The sequence below is a fragment of the Marinomonas rhizomae genome, from assembly GCF_003315485.1.
GTDB classification, from domain to species: domain Bacteria; phylum Pseudomonadota; class Gammaproteobacteria; order Pseudomonadales; family Marinomonadaceae; genus Marinomonas; species Marinomonas rhizomae.
The window spans coordinates 64,398-82,227 of the sequence record NZ_QNSE01000006.1 but is presented as its reverse complement, the minus strand read 5'-3'; the positions used below and the strand labels follow the sequence as shown (position 1 = coordinate 82,227).

At 42.0% G+C, this 17,830-nt stretch carries 14 protein-coding genes; 12 read left to right on the top strand and 2 right to left on the bottom strand.

All coding sequences use genetic code 11. From position 1 onward, the window contains the following. The first annotated feature begins 11 nt into the window (after window positions 1-11). From DFP80_RS08625 to DFP80_RS08570, 12 genes are all read left to right on the top strand, one after another. Entirely contained in the window at window positions 12-2,174 is a 2,163-nt protein-coding gene (locus DFP80_RS08625) for a tetratricopeptide repeat-containing sulfotransferase family protein (protein ID WP_113916406.1), read from the top strand. Next, complete coding sequence (locus DFP80_RS08620) at window positions 2,171-3,457, top strand: TolC family protein (protein WP_113916405.1); 1,287 nt, start codon at window positions 2,171-2,173, stop codon at window positions 3,455-3,457. The genes DFP80_RS08625 and DFP80_RS08620 overlap by 4 nt, the downstream gene beginning before the upstream one ends. Window positions 3,458-3,480: 23 nt before the next feature. Further along, window positions 3,481-5,658, top strand: coding sequence for a peptidase domain-containing ABC transporter (locus DFP80_RS08615; protein ID WP_113916404.1), 2,178 nt, complete (start codon window positions 3,481-3,483; stop codon window positions 5,656-5,658). Continuing rightward, on the top strand, window positions 5,648-6,874 hold the full coding sequence (locus tag DFP80_RS08610) for a beta-barrel domain-containing protein (RefSeq protein ID WP_241560212.1): 1,227 nt from the start codon (window positions 5,648-5,650) through the stop codon (window positions 6,872-6,874). Before DFP80_RS08615 ends, DFP80_RS08610 begins: the two co-directional genes overlap by 11 nt. Window positions 6,875-7,134: 260 nt before the next feature. Next, window positions 7,135-7,965, top strand: a complete 831-nt coding sequence (locus DFP80_RS08605) for a transketolase (RefSeq protein WP_113916403.1) — start codon at window positions 7,135-7,137, stop codon at window positions 7,963-7,965. Next, complete coding sequence (locus DFP80_RS08600; RefSeq protein WP_113916402.1) at window positions 7,958-8,908, top strand: transketolase family protein; 951 nt, start codon at window positions 7,958-7,960, stop codon at window positions 8,906-8,908. Before DFP80_RS08605 ends, DFP80_RS08600 begins: the two co-directional genes overlap by 8 nt. Beyond that, on the top strand, window positions 8,871-10,424 hold the full coding sequence (locus DFP80_RS08595) for an FGGY family carbohydrate kinase (RefSeq protein ID WP_241560211.1): 1,554 nt from the start codon (window positions 8,871-8,873) through the stop codon (window positions 10,422-10,424). The genes DFP80_RS08600 and DFP80_RS08595 overlap by 38 nt, the downstream gene beginning before the upstream one ends. 213 nt (window positions 10,425-10,637) lie before the next feature. Beyond that, complete coding sequence (locus DFP80_RS08590) at window positions 10,638-11,570, top strand: D-ribose ABC transporter substrate-binding protein (protein WP_113916400.1); 933 nt, start codon at window positions 10,638-10,640, stop codon at window positions 11,568-11,570. Window positions 11,571-11,650: 80 nt separating this feature from the next. Beyond that, window positions 11,651-12,241 (top strand): DUF2291 family protein, encoded by a 591-nt coding sequence (locus DFP80_RS08585; protein WP_113916399.1) that lies wholly within the window; start codon window positions 11,651-11,653, stop codon window positions 12,239-12,241. Then, the gene (locus DFP80_RS08580) at window positions 12,241-13,758 is read left to right on the top strand and encodes a sugar ABC transporter ATP-binding protein (RefSeq protein ID WP_113916398.1); all 1,518 of its coding nucleotides are present in this window, start codon (window positions 12,241-12,243) and stop codon (window positions 13,756-13,758) included. The genes DFP80_RS08585 and DFP80_RS08580 overlap by 1 nt, the downstream gene beginning before the upstream one ends. 2 nt (window positions 13,759-13,760) lie before the next feature. Beyond that, window positions 13,761-14,819 (top strand): ABC transporter permease, encoded by a 1,059-nt coding sequence (locus DFP80_RS08575; RefSeq protein ID WP_113916397.1) that lies wholly within the window; start codon window positions 13,761-13,763, stop codon window positions 14,817-14,819. Window positions 14,820-14,956: 137 nt separating this feature from the next. Then, window positions 14,957-15,529 carry an RpiB/LacA/LacB family sugar-phosphate isomerase gene (locus DFP80_RS08570; protein WP_113916396.1) on the top strand — a complete coding sequence of 191 codons (573 nt, stop codon included), beginning with the start codon at window positions 14,957-14,959 and terminating at the stop codon, window positions 15,527-15,529. A gap of 105 nt (window positions 15,530-15,634) precedes the next feature. On the opposite strand, the gene DFP80_RS08565 is transcribed toward DFP80_RS08570, so the two are convergent. Both DFP80_RS08565 and DFP80_RS08560 read right to left on the bottom strand, forming a co-directional pair. Beyond that, the gene (locus DFP80_RS08565; protein WP_113916395.1) at window positions 15,635-16,591 is read right to left on the bottom strand and encodes a sugar-binding transcriptional regulator; all 957 of its coding nucleotides are present in this window, start codon (window positions 16,589-16,591) and stop codon (window positions 15,635-15,637) included. A 136-nt stretch (window positions 16,592-16,727) separates the two neighbouring features. Next, window positions 16,728-17,717: a 2-hydroxyacid dehydrogenase gene (locus tag DFP80_RS08560; RefSeq protein WP_113916394.1), complete on the bottom strand. Its 990-nt coding sequence runs from the start codon at window positions 17,715-17,717 to the stop codon at window positions 16,728-16,730. Between the last annotated feature and the right edge of the window lie 113 nt (window positions 17,718-17,830).

Sequence of the window (17,830 nt, the reverse complement as noted above, 5' to 3'; positions counted from 1 at the left end):
TGTGATCATTTATGGATTCTAAACTCGCGTTACTTCGTAATATGGCGGAGCAGCAAGAATACTCTGCGCTGCAGCAAACCTGTCGTGAACAGCTTGTACAGGTCGACTCTCGGCCTGTACAAATCCTTTTGGCTTTATCTTTTGCGCATTTGAACGAACCAGAATCAGCGCGGAACATACTCAATCGAGTGCTAGAAACCGCGTTATCTGACCCGCTTACTTTTGCTGAACAGCAAGACATGAGTGCTGTTTATATTGCAATAACAGATTACCAGTCTGCCGAGCTTACTTTGGATTGTTTACTGCAAAAGGAGCCTACTAATGCTCTCAACTTGGCGAGAAAAGCCTATTGTCGGTTAATGCTGGGTGATAATCGTGGCGCTTATCCGTTATATGTACAATCCCTTGAGCATGATCCGAGTAAAGTAGAAGTATGGGTAAATCTTTGCTTGTTGATATTGGTAAATCATTCTGATGTCAGAGGTGACTTAGGTTTAGATTGTATCCATCCTCTTGAGTTAGTTTGGTTGAATTTAGCGCAAGCTGAAGCGCAATTAGAGCAAATGCAAGAAAGTACTTACTCTCAAGCAAATACTAAATTACACGTAGGCTATACGGCGCAACGCCTTGAGGGTTTGGCTCGGCAATTAGATGCCATACGTCTAGAGTGTTGGGTATTGGAAGGAAAGTTAGCCGAAGCGGAAGTTTGGTTAGATGCGCACTCAGAAGAAGGTCAGCGTTATCGAGATAATGTGCTTGTTTATGCCGAGTGCCTTTTGCAACATGGGAATGGATTTGTTGCAGAGGCAACCTTGTTAAATGCAGCTAAACGCTTCCCTGATGACGCTGAGTTATATCGCCAATTGGCTATTTTTGCTTACGATCAAAATCGAATTGCTGATGCGCAGTACTATCAGTCTCAGTACGATTCACGAACGTTTAATTCAGGTGAACATTGGGCATTTGGGCAGAATGTTAGTGCTCTTTCCGTGGTGGATTTTAAAGACAGCGCTCGAATCAGAGCGCGTTTTAATCGTGACTTTTTATCAACACGACTGTTACCGATTGAGCAAGGCGAATTGCTAAAGGATTTACAGCCAGTTTTTATTGTTGGCGTGCCATTTTCTGGATTATCTCTTGTCGAACAAATACTAGTGTGCAGTGATCAAGTGGCGTCACTTGGCGCTTCTTCCCATTTTCCAGTATTAGTGGAAGCATTAAATTACCAGCATCGAAAAAAAGGCTCTAGTCGCTATTATCCAGATCTTGTTGATACGCTGGGCCTTGAGCAATTGGGTGACATAGCACAGGGTCTGCATTCACTTTATTACGGCAAAGTTTCTGATGCGCCTGTAGTGATAGATAAAAGTATCCACAACATTTGTCATATAGGTCTGATAAAGAGCATCTTTCCTAACGCTAAAATCATATCGGTTCGTCGCGACCCAAGAGCACTGGCTTTATCTTCGTCTGTTTCGAATTGGCTTGAGCCTCATTTAGGTCAGTTTATGGCTTCCAATGATAATGAATCTATGACGGTGTCATCTTTGTTAGGGCAACAGTTGGCGCAATACAACAGCTTGTTGACGCATTGGAAAAGCCTTTTTGCAGATTCAATATTAGAGGTATCGTTTGAGGAACTTACTTCGAAAGGTAATTTTGTAGCAGCTCGTTTGTTTGATTTTCTAGACCTATTTGTACCAGATCATATTGAACAGAAGGTAAGAACAGTCGCTCAATATGCACCGGATGATGCTTCAATAAAATGGTCTAATCATAAGCTGGAATTGTCTTTTCTATTGCGAGCCATGAGTAAAAAAACACCTGTGCCTGTTCGCGACATGGTTACCTTGCCTGAAGCAAATATACTGTCTTTAGCTTATGAGTATTATACGCAAGGCGCTTATCGAGAATCAGAGTATCAGTGCAAAGTTTTATTGCACCATTTGCCGGATTTTGCTCCTGCTCATTATTTACTGGGGGAAATTTATATCCGCAACGGATTAATTCCAATGGGGGTGGAGTATTTGAGTAGGGCAATTGATCTTGCACCGTGGAAGTCTCAACAATGGCAACCTAATCTAATTAGGGCGAGAACGCTTTTAGAGTCTCAAGGGACTAGCAAAGAGCCTCTTCAGCCGACTCGTTCAAAGTTCTATAGGGAGGCAAAATGATACCTTGTATTTTGTCTATTTTAGAGCAATTACGGTGCAAATATGTGTTCGTTGGGCTGGTCTTACTAACCGTTTCTTGTATTGCTGTTAGCGAAAGTAATAGCGGTACGAATTTCCCAACCGCACTTAATGCCATGCTGGGGCGTCATCCGGCACTGCTTGGCAAGCAGGCGCAGATCGAATCGAAAGAGTTTTTACTTAAAAGTGCTGAAGCAGAGCGTTATCCAAGTTTGAATGTCTCTTATGGAGAAGACAGAGATAATAACCAAGAAGGGGCTTTTATCTTGAAGCAACCTTTATGGGCATTTGGACGAATTGATGCCAGTATTGACTATGCCAATATTGATGTAGCTGCAGAATCTATTGATAAACTAAGGTTAACTCGCCAACTGTTGGAAGATACTGCGATTGCTTACGCCAAAGTGATTGGTGTGCAAGATCAGCTGCACATTATTAAAGAGAATATACTTAAGTATCAAGAGTTTGTTGAACAGGTAGAGCGCCGAAAAATAGGGAGATTAGCATCAGAAACGGATACCCAGTTAGCCGCATCTCGGTTAATCCAAGCGCAAGCTCAAGAGATTCAAACTCAAGGTGATTTAAGAGACGCCTTAATGGTTTTGCAAACCTTAACACAGTTACCGATTGAATCAGTCCATCCTATATCGAGTGATGTATTTCAGTATTTGTCTGATGATGACTCTATGAGAGAGAGCATTTTAAAACAAAGTGCTGAAGTACAATATAAAGAACAGCTGGTGGATCTGGCGTTAAAAGATGTACATCGCAAGCGATCAAACTTTATGCCGACTTTGTATGTGAAGTTTTCTCATGAATACAGTGACAGCGCGACTTATCCAGATGAATCTCGTCTTACCTTGGTTATGGAAGGCTCTTTGGAAGGGATGGGGTTCATTAATATGTATCAAGAGGAGTCTTCTGCATCGCAGCTTCATGCCGCCCAGCGAGATGTGGAAGTGACTCAGTTTGATTTAAGAAACCGTCTTAATACTTTGTTATTGAACCGAAAAACTCAACAGTCATTGATTGAAATACACCAATCTTCCATTGATACCTTGAATGCTACTTTGGCTTCTTACGTAAGGCAGTATCAAAGCGGGCGTAAAGAGTGGCTTGATGTTTTGAATGTACAGAGAGAAATAACAGAGCAGAAGCTATCTCAGGCTAAAGCAAAAAACAATTTATTAATTAATTTACTAAGCTTAGTCGCATTAACTGGTGGTCTAGATAGCCTGCCGTTCTCCAATTTAGTAAATCAATAATGCTGTATCAAAAGGGGTTTTAGGTGAGTGATCAACCTACTAAACAAAATTGTACGTTACCAGGCACCGCCTTACACAGTCTATTTAAGGCGTTGGGAATTAGTGTATCACCTGCCGATATTGATATCGCATTGCAGCGTCAAGACATTGTGTCCTTGGCGTTATTGGATCAGATTCAAGCCATTTTGCATGGCTTAAATATCAAAGGCGTCAAGGGTGGTATGGTCGCGTGGCGTCGCTTTGATCGTCGACAACTGCCGGCATTAGTGTCCTATGATGGCCAGTGGTGGTTGGCTAAAAATGGTGAGCAAGCGGACAGTGTATTGCTTGAGCAAGGAGAGGGGTTGCCCACGCAAACCCTTTCTAGTGATGTGCTGGTGGAATCTTCGGTGTTGTGGTTACAGCGTGCGAAATCTAACCGTTTAGAAGAGAACGAAGAGCAAGATATTCCTACTGCCCGAAAATTGATTTTGAGTGCCTTATTTCAAGATAAAATGTGGCTCGGTAATGTTTTGGTCGCAACTGTCGTTATTAATTTACTTGCTATTGCGACATCGCTATTTGCTTTGCAGGTTTATGACCGTGTGGTTCCGACGCTAGCTTATTCAACCTTAACTACTTTGGTTGTTGGTATGCTGGGTATTGTGCTGCTTGACTGGATGCTGAAAGGTATTCGCGCGAAAGTATTGGATAGCTTAGCGGCAGATGTGGACATGCGCTTGTCTAAACAAGTGTTTCATCACCTCCTTCATCTGCGTTTAGATAAGCAACCGAATAGTCTTGGCACTCTCAATGCCCAAGTAAATGGACTGGAATCCGTCCGACAATTTTTCACGTCAGGTATTGTATTTGGCCTGATAGATTTACCTTTTGCCCTTATGTTCATCGCCTTTATTGCAGTGATTGGCGGTGTTGTAAGTTGGGTATACGCATTGCTATTCCCCTTAGCAATACTCTTGGGCGTGGTCACTCAGATTCGCCTAAGAACTTTAATTAAAAAACAAATACTGCGTTCTAATGAGCGGCAGGGTTTGTTAATCGACGTGATTCGAGGATCAGAAACCATTCGAGCCAACAACGCGGGTTGGCGTTTTTCTAACGAGTGGGAACAAATAACGCAGTCCCTTGCTGGTTATCAAGTTCATCAGAAAACCATCAGTCAAGTCAGTACCGCAACGACAGGAAGTTTATCAACGATTGCTTATGTGTCTGCGGTAGTCGTCGGTGTGTTTCAAATCGAAGCAGGTAATTTGACAATGGGTGGCATGATTGCCTGCAGTATTTTAGGTGGTCGTGTTATTAACCCTGTAGCGCAAGGCGTGCAGTATCTAGTGCAATGGCAATCTGTTTCGCAATCTTTAACCATGGTGGACCAGTTGCTTGCGCTAGATTTAGAGCGAAAGCCTTCTCAGCACCTTTTAGTGGGTGAACAAACCATCGGCTCTGTGTCTGCTGAGCAAGTTCGATTTGTTTATGGCGATTCGCCAGTGAAACATTTGGACATAGAACAACTTACCTTTAATGCTGGTGATCGAGTGTTGCTGGTTGGCCCAATTGGTTGCGGAAAGTCTACGTTACTTAAAGTGTTAGCAGGCTTATATCGACCATCAGAGGGGCGTATTAAATTGGGTGCGTTGGATTTGTGGGAAATAGACCCGCAGTTTGTGACTTCACATGTTAGTTATTTACCTCAAAATGTGCATTTGTTCAAAGGTACTTTAAAAAGCAATTTGACGTTATCCGGCACTGTGAGTGATACAGAGATGATGCAAGTTGCGACTGAATTAGGTGTTGATGCAATTGCTCAGAGTAGCCCAAAAGGTATGGAGTTAGAGATTGCTGAAGGTGGTGAAGGTCTGTCTGGTGGACAGCGTCAATTGGTTGCCTTGTCTCGTACTATTACGGCTAAGCCAACCGTTTGGCTGTTGGACGAACCGACCGCCTCTTTGGATGCGGAAAGTGAAAAACGAGTGTGGGACGTTCTAGAAAAACACATTAAACCTGATGATATTCTTATCGTGTCGACTCATCGACCTATGCTTGCAGCGCATGTCGCAAATCGAGTTTTAGTCATGCAGCAAGGTAAAGTCATTCGGGACGGTGCCCCAGCCGCTATTATTCCAGCTATGATGAATCACTCCAAACAAGTGACGCCTAAAGGAACACAATCTCGAGTTAAGCGAGGTTTCAATGCCATCTAATGCAATATCTGCCAATACTGCCCCTTCTCGCATAGAGAGTAGCCAAAATGAGGGTTCGGTGTTTGGCTATCATCAAAAAAAACGCTCATTGATTGCTTGGCCAATTTTCTTTGCACTGGTGGCATTTGTGGTTTGGGCTAAGCATTTCTATATTGATGAAGTAGCACAAGCGCAAGGTGAAGTGATCGCCAGTAGTCGAGTGCAACTGATTCAATCCGTTGATGGCGGCGTGATCTCCGAGCTAAATGTCCGTGAAGGGGATCGCGTTCAAGCAGGGCAAATTCTCGGTCAGCTTGATCAGACTCGTCTAAGTGCTTCGGTTGGGGAAATTGAATCCCGTGTTTTTGCATTAAAAGCCAAGGCTATTCGGTTGCGTGCGGAAATTCTTGGTGAAGCAAAACTCAATTTCTCTCAGGAGATGCTGAATCGTTATGAAGACATAGCGCAAGTGGAGAAAGCACTTTTTGAACAACGTAAAACTGGAATCAAAGAAGAGCTTCGCACCTTGCAAGTATCTGTGTCACTTGCACAAGAAGAACAAGATATTGTGAAGTATCTTCAAGCATCTGGTGACGTTAGCAGCAGTGAAATGCTCAAAGCAAGAGAAGCGCTTAATGCCGCAGAGGCGAAACTTATTAACCGTAAGAACCAATTTTTAGAAGAGGCCAGTGCTGAGCTTGCAAAAGTTGAAGATGACTTAGGGCAAAGTGAACAAATTCTAGCGAGAAAACAACAAGAGCTTCAAGACAGTGTTTTTATTGCGAAAGTCCCAGGAATAGTAAAAAACGTCAGTGTCACCACGGTTGGCGGGGTTTTGCGTGCAGGCGAGGAAATTATGCAGATTATCCCGATTGATGATGACTTAATCGTCGAAGCAAAAATTCGGCCAGAAGATATCGCTAGGGTAAAAAATGGCATGGCCGCAAATATTCGGCTAGACCCTTTTGATTACACCATTTATGGCGGCGTAGAAGCGAAAGTTATTTATGTTAGTGCAGATACTCTTAAAGAAGAGTCATCTCAAGGTGAGGAGATTTATTACCGTGTGCATGTGATCCCATTGCAATTGCCTATTACGACTACGATAGGCCGAAGCGTGGAAATGTTGCCAGGTATGACGGCTCAGGTATCGATTAAAACGGATAAACGAACCGTTATGGACTATTTATTGAAACCATTGCGTAAAACCTTGAGCCAAGCCTTTGGTGAGAAATAGCGATTTATAAAACGCTACGGGTTAAAAAACTTGAGGGTCTAATGGGAAATCATTAGACCCTTTTTTGTTGTGTTGACAATGTTCAAATAAGAATGCAGAATAAAGATTCTTGTTTGCATAAATATCCACTTTAATTCTACCTTCTTTTTATTATTAAAGAAAACTAGAAACATCAGAGTGAAGCGGATTTTTTTGCTCTAACAGAATAATTATTCAATCAAGAAAATAAATTCAAACGTGTATTTCAATTAGGAGGGTGTATGAATCCTTTCCAGCTTGATGTTGATGGGCTTGAAAAGAAGGCTCGATCGATTAGACGAAAAATAATAAGACTTAATGCGGATAGTCCTGCAGGGGGTCATACGGGTGCTGATCTTTCACAAGTCGAAATTGTGACATCTTTGTATTTTCGGTTGCTAAATTGCGCACCAGATCGTGTATCTGATGATACTCGAGATATTTACATTCAATCTAAAGGTCATGCGGCGGGCGGCTACTACTGCTGTCTTGCTGAGGCGGGTTATTTCCCAGAAGAGTGGTTACCAACCTATCAACATAATGACTCTCATTTACCTGGGCATCCGGTACGTCAGAAAACCCCAGGTGTGGAATTAAATACAGGTGCTTTAGGTCATGGTTTGCCAGTCGCTGTTGGTTTGGCTTTGGCGGCAAAGCGGGATGGCAGTTCAAGAAAAGTTTATGTTTTAACTGGTGATGGTGAACTAGCAGAAGGTAGTAATTGGGAAGCAGCGCTAGTAGCAGCCCATTATAAACTCGATAACCTTATTGTGATTAATGATAAGAATAAGCTGCAACTTGCTGGGCCAACCGTATCTATTATGAAAACCGATCCATTGGATAAAAAATGGCAAGCATTTGGCTTTAGTGTGACGCAATGTGATGGTAATAACGTCGCGTCAATAGTGGAAACATTAGAAGGGCTAAGAGCAGAAGGCCAACCAAATGTGGTGATAGCCAATACGACTAAAGGTGCTGGTGTATCGTTTATTGCTGGTCGTCCTGAGTGGCATCATAGAGTGCCAAAAGGTGAAGAAGTTGAACTTGCATTAAAGGAGTTAGCTGATGTCTAACAGTGAACATTTTGCCAATATCATGGTGCAATGCTTTATCGAGGCCGTAAATAACGGCGTTGATCTTGTTCCCGTGGTAGCGGATTCGACTTCCACTGCCAAAATCAAACCTTTTATCGAAGCTTTTCCAGACCGATTGGTAAACGTCGGTATTGCTGAGCAAGTAATGGTAGGCACTGCAGCAGGTTTGGCACTGGCTGGTAAGGTCGCCGTGACCTGTAACGCCGCGCCTTTTTTAATTTCGCGCTCTAACGAACAAGTGAAGGTCGATGTTTGTTATAACAACACCAATGTTAAGTTGTTTGGTTTAAATTCTGGTGCAAGCTACGGCCCATTGGCCAGCACACATCACTCCATTGACGATATTAGTGTCATGCGAGGTTTTGGTAATATTAAAATTTTCGCACCTAGCTGTCCTATTGAGTGCAAGCAGATCATTGAATACGCCATTGCCGAACAAGGTCCGGTATATATTCGTATGGATGGTAAGGCTTTACCACAACTGCATTCAGTAGATTATAACTTTGTCGCGGGCGAGCCTTCTTTATTACGAAATGGAAAGCGAGTGGTGATTTGCGCCATGGGTTCTGTCGTGCATGAAGCGGTTGATGCAGCAGATATACTGAAATCTCAGGGTATTGAAGCTGCTGTCGTAAATGTGTCTTCTATTCGTCCGCTGAATCGCTGCGCTTTGGCCAATATGCTTGATGGTACGAAGCATGTTGTTAGTGTAGAAGAGCACAACATTAATGGTGGCCTGGGAAGTGTTGTAGCAGAAGTCATGGCCGAGCAGGGGATGACTGCTAAATTAGTACGTCTTGGTGTACAAGATGGCTGTTATGCTGCGGCCGGAAATCGTCCATACACTCGAAAAATGCTTTCTATTGATAGCGCAGGTATTGTCAATGTCTGCCAGCAACTTGTTAATCAAACATCGGCATAAAGCGAGACATCGAATGCATAGTGTGATTCTAGCCATAGACGAAGGGACGACAAATGTTAAGTCGTTACTTTTGGATAAACAAGGCAAGGTCATTGGCAAAGGTTCAGTGCCTTTATCAATAAGCTTTCCATCGGCTGGGTTGGTTGAACAAGACCCGCTTGAAATTATTGAGAAGATGAAAGTGTCTATTGCCCTTGCTGTGGACTCTTTGGCGCAGTCTGAGGGAACTATTGCTGAAGATATTGAGATCGCGGCGGTGGCGATCAGTAATCAGCGCGAGTCTGTTGTGTTGTGGGAGCGAAGTACCGGAAAACCGTTGACTCAAGTGATGAGTTGGCAGTGTCGGCGTTCGGAGTCTCTGTGTGAAACTTTGCGTCAAGACGAAGCATTTAGCCGTTATGTTCAAGCAGCGACTGGGTTGACTCTTGACCCTATGTTTCCAGCGACAAAAGTGTCTTTGGCATTGCAGCAGATTCCCGACGGTCATGCTCGTGCTGAAAGAGGAGACATCTGTATCGGTACTATTAACGCTTGGATGGTGTGGAATATGACCAATAATGTATTTGTGACGGATGCATCTAATGCCGCTCGTACACAGCTTTATCATATTGGTAAGCAAGTTTGGGACGAGACTATTTTAGAACGTTTAGGCATTGCAGCGGCGGCTTTACCTCCTGTTGTGCCTTCCTCTCATATCGTTGGTCTGACTAGAGAGTTTGGTGTGCTTCCGCAAGGTGTTCCTGTTGCCTCTCAAATTGGCGACTCTCATGCTGCTTTATATGGCCATGGAGGTTATAAATCTGGCGTTGTAAAAGCAACATATGGAACCGGCAGCTCAGTAATGGCGGCCATGTCTAAGTTGCCGACTATCCGAAATGAAATCAGTACCACCATAGCTTGGGACGATTCGACCACATTCTATGGATTAGAAGGCAATATTACTCATACCGGATCTGCAATCGACTGGGTACGTCGCGTGCTCGGTGTTGAAAATATGAACACTATGTGTCAACTCGCTGCGCAAGCGGATTCTGGTCATTCAGTTTACTTTGTGCCTGCATTATCTGGACTTGGAGCGCCGTATTGGGATCTGGATGCTACTGGTATCTTTTGTGGATTAAAAAGCGCTACCGAGAGAGCTGATATTGCTCGTTCGGCGTTTGAATCGGTGCTTTTTCAAGTAGCAGATGTTTTTCATCTTATCGCTGAAGAGTTGCCAGAGAAAATTGAATATTTGTGTGTTGATGGTGGACCTACACTGAATGATTGGTTGATGCAGGCACAAGCTGATTTGTTAGGCGTCACTATTCGTCGTGGCGAAGTGGCTGAGGTTTCAGCGGTGGGCGCTGGTTATCTGGCTGGGTTGGCTATTGGCTGGTGGCAAGGTAAAGATGAGTTAGCTCAACTGGCTAATCAGGGGCATTTATTTACCCCTAGACTAGATAAATACGATTACTGGCTGAACCGTTATAAAGAATGGGCGCTGGCTGTTAAGAAAGCTAGGCTGTCCTGTTAATCCTATTTAGAAAATAGAGTGCCTATTTGAACGTTAAAACTTTTTATCTTTATGATTTTATTAAGTTTTATTTAAATTTTCAGGCTGTTTGGTAATAAAAAATAATCCTATTTAATTTTTTTCACTGGTGATGTAGACATCTCTTGAGGTGTTTATTACACTGTTTATGCATAAATAACTTAAGATGAATATATATTCAAGAGGGTAAATAATATGAATAAGAAAATCCTTATCTCTGCTTTGTTTGGTTTATCGGTTGCTTTCTCTGGAGTGGCGTCAGCTGGTGGCTTAATTGCTATCATTACTCCTTCTCACGATAACCCATTTTTTAAGTCTGAAGCGATGGGAGCCAAAGCCAAAGCGGAATCCTTAGGTTACACAACACTAGTGGCATCTCATGATGATGATGCTAATAAGCAAGACCAGCTGATTTCGACGGCTATTGCTCGAAAAGCCAAAGCGATTATTCTTGATAATGCGGGGGCCGATGTGACGATTGGTGCGTTAGAAAAAGCTAAGGCGGCAGGTGTGGCCGCGTTTCTTATTGACCGAGAGATTAATAAAACAGGTGTCGCCATTTCGCAGATCGTTTCTAACAATTATCAAGGCGCGCAATTGGGTGCTGAAAAATTCGTTGAGTTAATGGAAGGTGAAGGTTCTTACGTTGAATTGCTTGGTCGAGAATCTGATACCAATGCTCGAGTACGCTCACAAGGTTATCATGATGTTATTGATGACTATACCGATCTTAAAATGGTGTCTCAGCAAACGGCTAACTGGAGTCAAATCGAAGCCTTTAATCGAATGGAATCCATTCTTCAGGCGTATCCAGATATTAAAGGCGTTATTTCAGGTAACGATACGATGGCGCTTGGTGCCGAAGCTGCACTAAAAGCCGCAGGTCGTAACGATGTCATTGTGGTAGGTTTTGATGGCAGTGATTACGTACGTGATTCTATTTTAGCTGGAGCAAACATTAAAGCCACTGTTTTACAGCCAGCTTGGGATCAAGCTCAAATGGCGGTAGTGCAAGCAGACAAATACATCAAAACAGGTTCTACAGGGTTAGAAGAAAAGCAGCTAATGGATTGTGTGCTTATCGATGAATCTAATGCGAACCAATTAGATACTTTTGCATTGAAATAATAACTACTTGGAAATAAAGCCAAAGTACTGGCTTTATTTCCGATTTGTTTGGAAATTATCCGTGCCAAAGGATGTAGACGATGTTTAAACATGCAGTAATAAAAAGAGTGCTTTTAGGTGTGTTAGCTATGAGTTTAGCGGCTTGTCATGTGGTTGATCTTGATGAGAATGGGAAGCCTATTATTCCTATGTCTGCTGCAGACGCTGGATTACTCAAGAATATGACACCAGAAAAAATTTCCGACAAGCTTTGGCCTTTGATTAACAAAGAAGCACATGAAAAAGCCATTGAATTATCAACTATCGGTAAAAATGAAAATCTTATTTCGTTTGTAAGGTTTCAGGGAAAGGTTAGTCGCTTTGATCAAACGTCGCTTAAAACCTCTCTTGTTGTAAACAGTGGCGGCCGAGACATTAAGTTACAAATTGGCAAGATTATAAAAGGAAACTCTATTCGAGATTCCGCTTCTTTGATTTCTTTTGATCAGTTTAAAAATCAAATTCAATTTGCTCAGCTATCAAAAGCTTTAAATAAAAAAGCCATAAACCAAATAGAACAGCCTGACGCGACTTGGGTTGGTAAGACAGTTACCGTATTGGCAGCACTTACTATCAAGGCTAATAAAATCACCCATGCAGTTCCTATAGAAATTAAAGAAGGAGCAATGTAATGTCGAAGCTAGATGGAGAAGTCATTTTAAGCGCTGAAAATATTTCTATGCTATTTCCAGGTACAAAAGCGTTGGATCAGGTGACTTACAACGTTTATCAAGGGGCTGTTAACGTCATCATTGGCGAAAATGGTGCTGGAAAATCAACCTTGATGAAAATCATTTCTGGGGTTCAATCACCATCAGAAGGTCAGCTTTATTTAAAAGGTAAGGCAATTAATATCAACAGCCCTCGTGCTGCAGCGCAACATGGTATAGGCATGGTGCATCAAGAGCTTAACTTATCCGACAATCTTTCTGTGGCAGAAAATCTTTTTTTAGGTCGAGAAAAGCAAAAAGGGTTATCCCCGATAGATACCCATAGCCAAAACTCTATTACGAAAGAGGCAATGGCTCGATTAAAACAGGATATAGATCCTACTGAATTAGTAGCAAACTTAAAAGTAGGCCAAAAGCAGTTGGTCGAAATTGCTAAATCTCTTATTGCTAACGTGGATATTTTGATACTGGATGAGCCAACATCGGCATTAAGTAAGAAAGAAGTGAAGATTTTATTTGATGTCATTAATGATCTCACCGAACAGGGTGTGTCCATTGTCTATATTTCCCATCGTTTGGAAGAGTTAATGGAAATAGGACAGTACATCACTATTCTACGTGACGGTAAGTTTCAGTCTGAAGCTTTAGTTAAAGATATTGATGTCGCTTGGATAGTCCGAGAAATGTTAGGAAGCGATCCTGTTACGAATTTTTTAAAACCTGATCGTTCTTTTGGTGATGTAGTCTTAGATGCAAAGGGTATTACGCTAATTAATGATGCTGAGTCTAAATTGGTTGACGATGTTTCTTTCTCTCTCAAGTCGGGTGAAATTGTCGGTATATATGGATTGATGGGGGCTGGCCGAACAGAGTTATTCGAGTGTTTGTTGGGCAAGGCGCAATATTCTGGCGAGTTCTCTTTAAATAATCGAGTTATCAATGAAATGACAGCCACGTCTGAGCGTATAAAAATGGGTATAGGCTTAGTGCCTGAAGACCGAAAACAATCAGGTATTTTTCCTATTAGCTCTGTATCAGATAACTTGTCTCTTTCAAGTTTATGGAAGCGTTTGAAAGGCCTAGCTATTAATGAGTCTGCTGAAAAAGAAGCGGTAACAAAAGCGATCAGTGAACTTTCCATAAAAGTGTCTTCTCCTTTAGTTGAAATACAAGCTTTAAGTGGTGGCAATCAACAAAAAGTGGTGATTGGTCGTTCCTTATTAACGGAGCCCAAGGTACTACTTCTTGATGAACCAACAAGGGGAATTGATGTTGGTGCGAAAGGCGATGTTTTTGAAATGATGGTTAAGTTGTCAGAGCAAGGTATCGGGATTTTATTTTCTACGTCTGATTTAAAAGAAATTATGGCAATTTCGGATCGAATACTGGTTATGTCCAATGGGAAAATAACCGCTAACTTATTAAGAAATGAAACTGACGAGTCAAGTTTGGTTTTTGCTAGTGCCCAAGGGTTTTAATTATGAAAACAAATAATAAAAAAAGTTTATATAATGGCGGTAATGTTGCGTTGCTTCTTCTTAAAATGAGAACCTTTATTGCATTATTTATTATATTAGGTTTTTTTTCTTTAACCGTAGATGGTTTTTTAGCACCAAGTAGTTTGATTATCATGATTAAACATATCTCTATTAATGCCTTTCTGGCATTGGGGATTACCTTTGTTATTATTACTGCGGGAATTGATTTGTCTATTGGTGCTACTTTAGGGTTTTGTGGCATGATCGCAGGTTATTTAATTTCAAATAGTTTGATTATTGAGCCACTTGGTATTGCTATCTTTCCTAGTGTTTGGGTTGTGGTGCCTGTTGTTATTGTTATCGGTGGGTTAATCGGTGCATTAAATGGACTAATTATTACTCGATATAAAGTTGCGCCATTTATTTGTACTTTAGGGACTATGTATATTATCCGCGGAGCGGCAATGTTGCTCTCTGGTGGTGAGACTTTCCCAGGGCTTCAGGGTAATCCTGAATTGGGTAACACAGGGTTTGATGCTATTGGTGCGGGGTATCTTCTTGGCCTGCCAATCGCAATTTGGTTGATGTTTATTATGGCCGCCATCATCGCATATATCGCTAAAAAATTGCCTTTTGGCCGTCATGTGTATGCGATTGGTGATAATGAACGTGCTGCTGAACTGTCAGGTATAAAAGTGAATAATGTTAAAGTTTGGGTGTATACCATTGCCGGTTTGTGTGCTGCTGTTGCCGGTATTGTGGTGACTTCTCAGTTGGTTGCTAGCCATCCAGCGACAGGGACAGCGTTTGAAATGAACGCTATTGCGGCCGTTGTGTTGGGTGGTACGTCTCTGGCGGGTGGCCGCGGAACCATAATGGGAACGCTAATAGGGGCCTTTGTTATTGGTATATTGGCTGATGGTCTGGTCATGATGGGCGTCAGTGAATTTTGGCAGATGGTTATAAAAGGGCTTGTGATTATTATCGCTGTGATCATTGATCAAATGCAGAATAAATTACAGTACAAAGCGGCCATTAGCTCTCAAAAACTGGCATCTTAATTTATTGCTTAAGACATTAGTAAAATGAATTTAAGAAATTATAAATTGGAACATCGAGGTTTATTAAATGAAAACACTAAAGAAAGAAGCAACTGCCTAAATTTTCATCACTTTAGAGTGTCCTTTGGAGAATAAAAATGAAATTAATAAAAGACAAAAAGATTTTAGTCGCCGCTGATTGGGCTGGTTTTCCGCTTAAAGAAGTTATCGTTAAGTATTTGGAAAGCAAAGGTTGGGAAGTGACAGATATCGGTGTGAAAGACCCAGATGATCCTGATGTGGAAATGTTTCATCGCATTGGTTTACGCGCAGGATCAAAAATCACTGAAAAAGAGTTCGAACGTGCGATTATTTTCTGTGGTACGGGGATGGGCGTTCATTTGGCTGCGGCTAAGTGTCCTGGTGTTCGTTGTGGCGTAGTAGAAAGTGTTCCTGCTGCTCGTCGTTGTGTGATTGGTAACGATGTTAACGTCTTGTCTCTGGGAGCTTGGTATGTCGCACCAGAGATGGGTAAGGCAGCTGTTGATGCGTTCTTGAGTACTAAATTTGGTGATGACCATGAGTGGTGGCCAGACTTTTATGAATATCATAAAATTGCCGTGGATGAGATGGAAGCGTTTGATTACGACGAATACAAGGCCAATAATTTTGAAGTGCACAAATTAGGCGATTTGACCCTAAGCCTAGTAGATAGGCCTGAAGAACCGTAAGATGACCATCCCCGGCTTTTTGCCGGGGTTTTGTTTATTCTTTGTTAAACTATTACTGGCAAAATCGTTATTAAGGGTGGTCGTTGGCGGTTGCTAAATGCCGATTTAGCTTGGATTCTTAACGATCGCCTCTGCAGTTACTCGATCCGTAATCAAGACGTTGATGTAATTACCAGATAGTGCGCCTTTTATGGCTTCTACTTTATCTAAACCGCCTGCTAGAGCAACGACCAACTCACAAGCTTCAAGTTGTTCTAGCGACATTCCTATCACTGGATCCTCTTCTAGCTTTATTATTGGTTTGCCGTTTTTATCGTAATAGTGCAAACACATATCACCCACAGCACCGCGATCGGCGAGTTCTTTTAGTCGGTCCGTGTCGTAGTAGTTACCAGAATTTCGCAACAGATTTGAAGGCTCTAGCATGCCAATACCGACAATGGCTAGGTTTACCTTATTAAACATGTCAACGACATCGGCCACTTCGGTGGTGCTTAGTAGTTTGCTTTTATCTTCTAAAGAGTGTTCGATACTTTGAGCCGGTAGCATGAAGGCATCACATGATAGGATGTCAGCCATGTTTTGTGTCAAGATTGTGGCTTGTATATTACCGTTGTGACCGACGCCTCCTAAGACTTGAATGACGCCCTTGGCTTTTGTTTTTGTGGAGTGTAATTGGTCTATCATAGAGCGGATGGTGTCACTCCAAGAGGAAATGCCGATTAAGTCGCCATCTCGTAACGAGGTATCCAAGTAATGAGCAGCAGAAGAGCCAATGACACGTTTAATTTGTGCATCTGTTGGATTGTCTTCTATATCAACCACAATAACGTTAGAAACATTGAAACGTTGTTGAATTTGAGATTCTAATCCAATGAAAACCGAAGGTGGCTGAATGACACTGATTTTTACAATGCCCTCTTTAAGGCATCGAGTGATAGAGCGGGATACTTGGGATTGTGATAGCCGAAGTGTTTTTGCAATATCCGCTTGTTTTAACCCTTCTTGGTAATAAAGGGTAGCTATCTTTAGTAGCAATCTTTTTTCATCGGTCTTTGACATTATTTCCTGGTCTCTAAACGGTCTTTTATTCTTAATTACAAGACTAAAGATCGTATCACAAAAAATACTATTGCTAACCTCACTTCACCAGATATTAAGAGTAGCCAGTGAAATAAGGCTAGAATATATTGTAGGGTTAGGTTAATTGTCTTGAGTTGTTTTTATCGTTTTGATGATGCAATAAGTTGTCGATGGTTGTTTCAGCAATGTGGTTCAGCGCTTCAATAGTAAAGTACCCTTGATGGCCGGTAACCACAACGTTAGGGAAGGTGAGCATAAGCTGGAATACGCTGTCTTGGATGATGTGGGATGACATGTCTTCGAAGAATATTTTGTTTTCTTGCTCGTAAACATCTAGGCCTAAATAACCAATTTTTCCACTGTACAGGGCATCGATAGCTTCTTGTGCGTGTACGAGTGCGCCGCGACTGGTGTTGATGATCATCACGCCATCTTTCATTTTTTCTAAGCTGTGTTTGTTTATTAGGTGATGAGTCGAAGGGTTTAAAGGACAATGTAGGCTAATAATGTCGCTTTTTTGGTAGATTTCATCGAGTGCTATGTATTGACAGCCTTGATCGATAAGTTCTTGTGATGGGAATAAGTCATAACATAAGACACGGCAACCGAAGCCTTTCATAATACGACAGAATGCCGCGCCGATTCGTCCAGTACCAATACAGCCAACAGTTTTACCTTCTAAGTTAAAACCCATTAGCCCTTCTAAGGCAAAGTTGCCTTCCTTTACTCGATGATAAGCACGATGCGTTTTTCGGTTTAATGTCATGATGAGTGCAACGGCGTGCTCGGCGACAGAGGTTGGGCTGTAATCTGGAACGTGAAATACCTTTATGCCTTGTTTTTGTGCCGCATCTAGGTCGACATTGTTAAATCCTGCGCAGCGTAGGGCAATAGTTTTGACGCCTTGTTGCTTTAAACACTGAATGACCTCAGCGTTGATATCGTCGTTGACGAAACAAGAAACCGCATCAAAACCTTTGACTAAGCTGATGGTTTCCATACTTAGGCGACTTTCAAAGTAACTCATGGATAGTTGCTTATCGTTAGCAAAGGTTGTCAGAGTGCGTTTGTCGTAGGGCTTGCAGGAGAAAACAGCGACTTTCATAGAACATGATCCTGTCGTTTTATTAGAAAAGGTTAGAGTATTTATAGCTTAAAAAGGCTGAAAATATGCTCTTTACGGCCAATATCTTGATTTATAACAATGGAGTGGCCGCT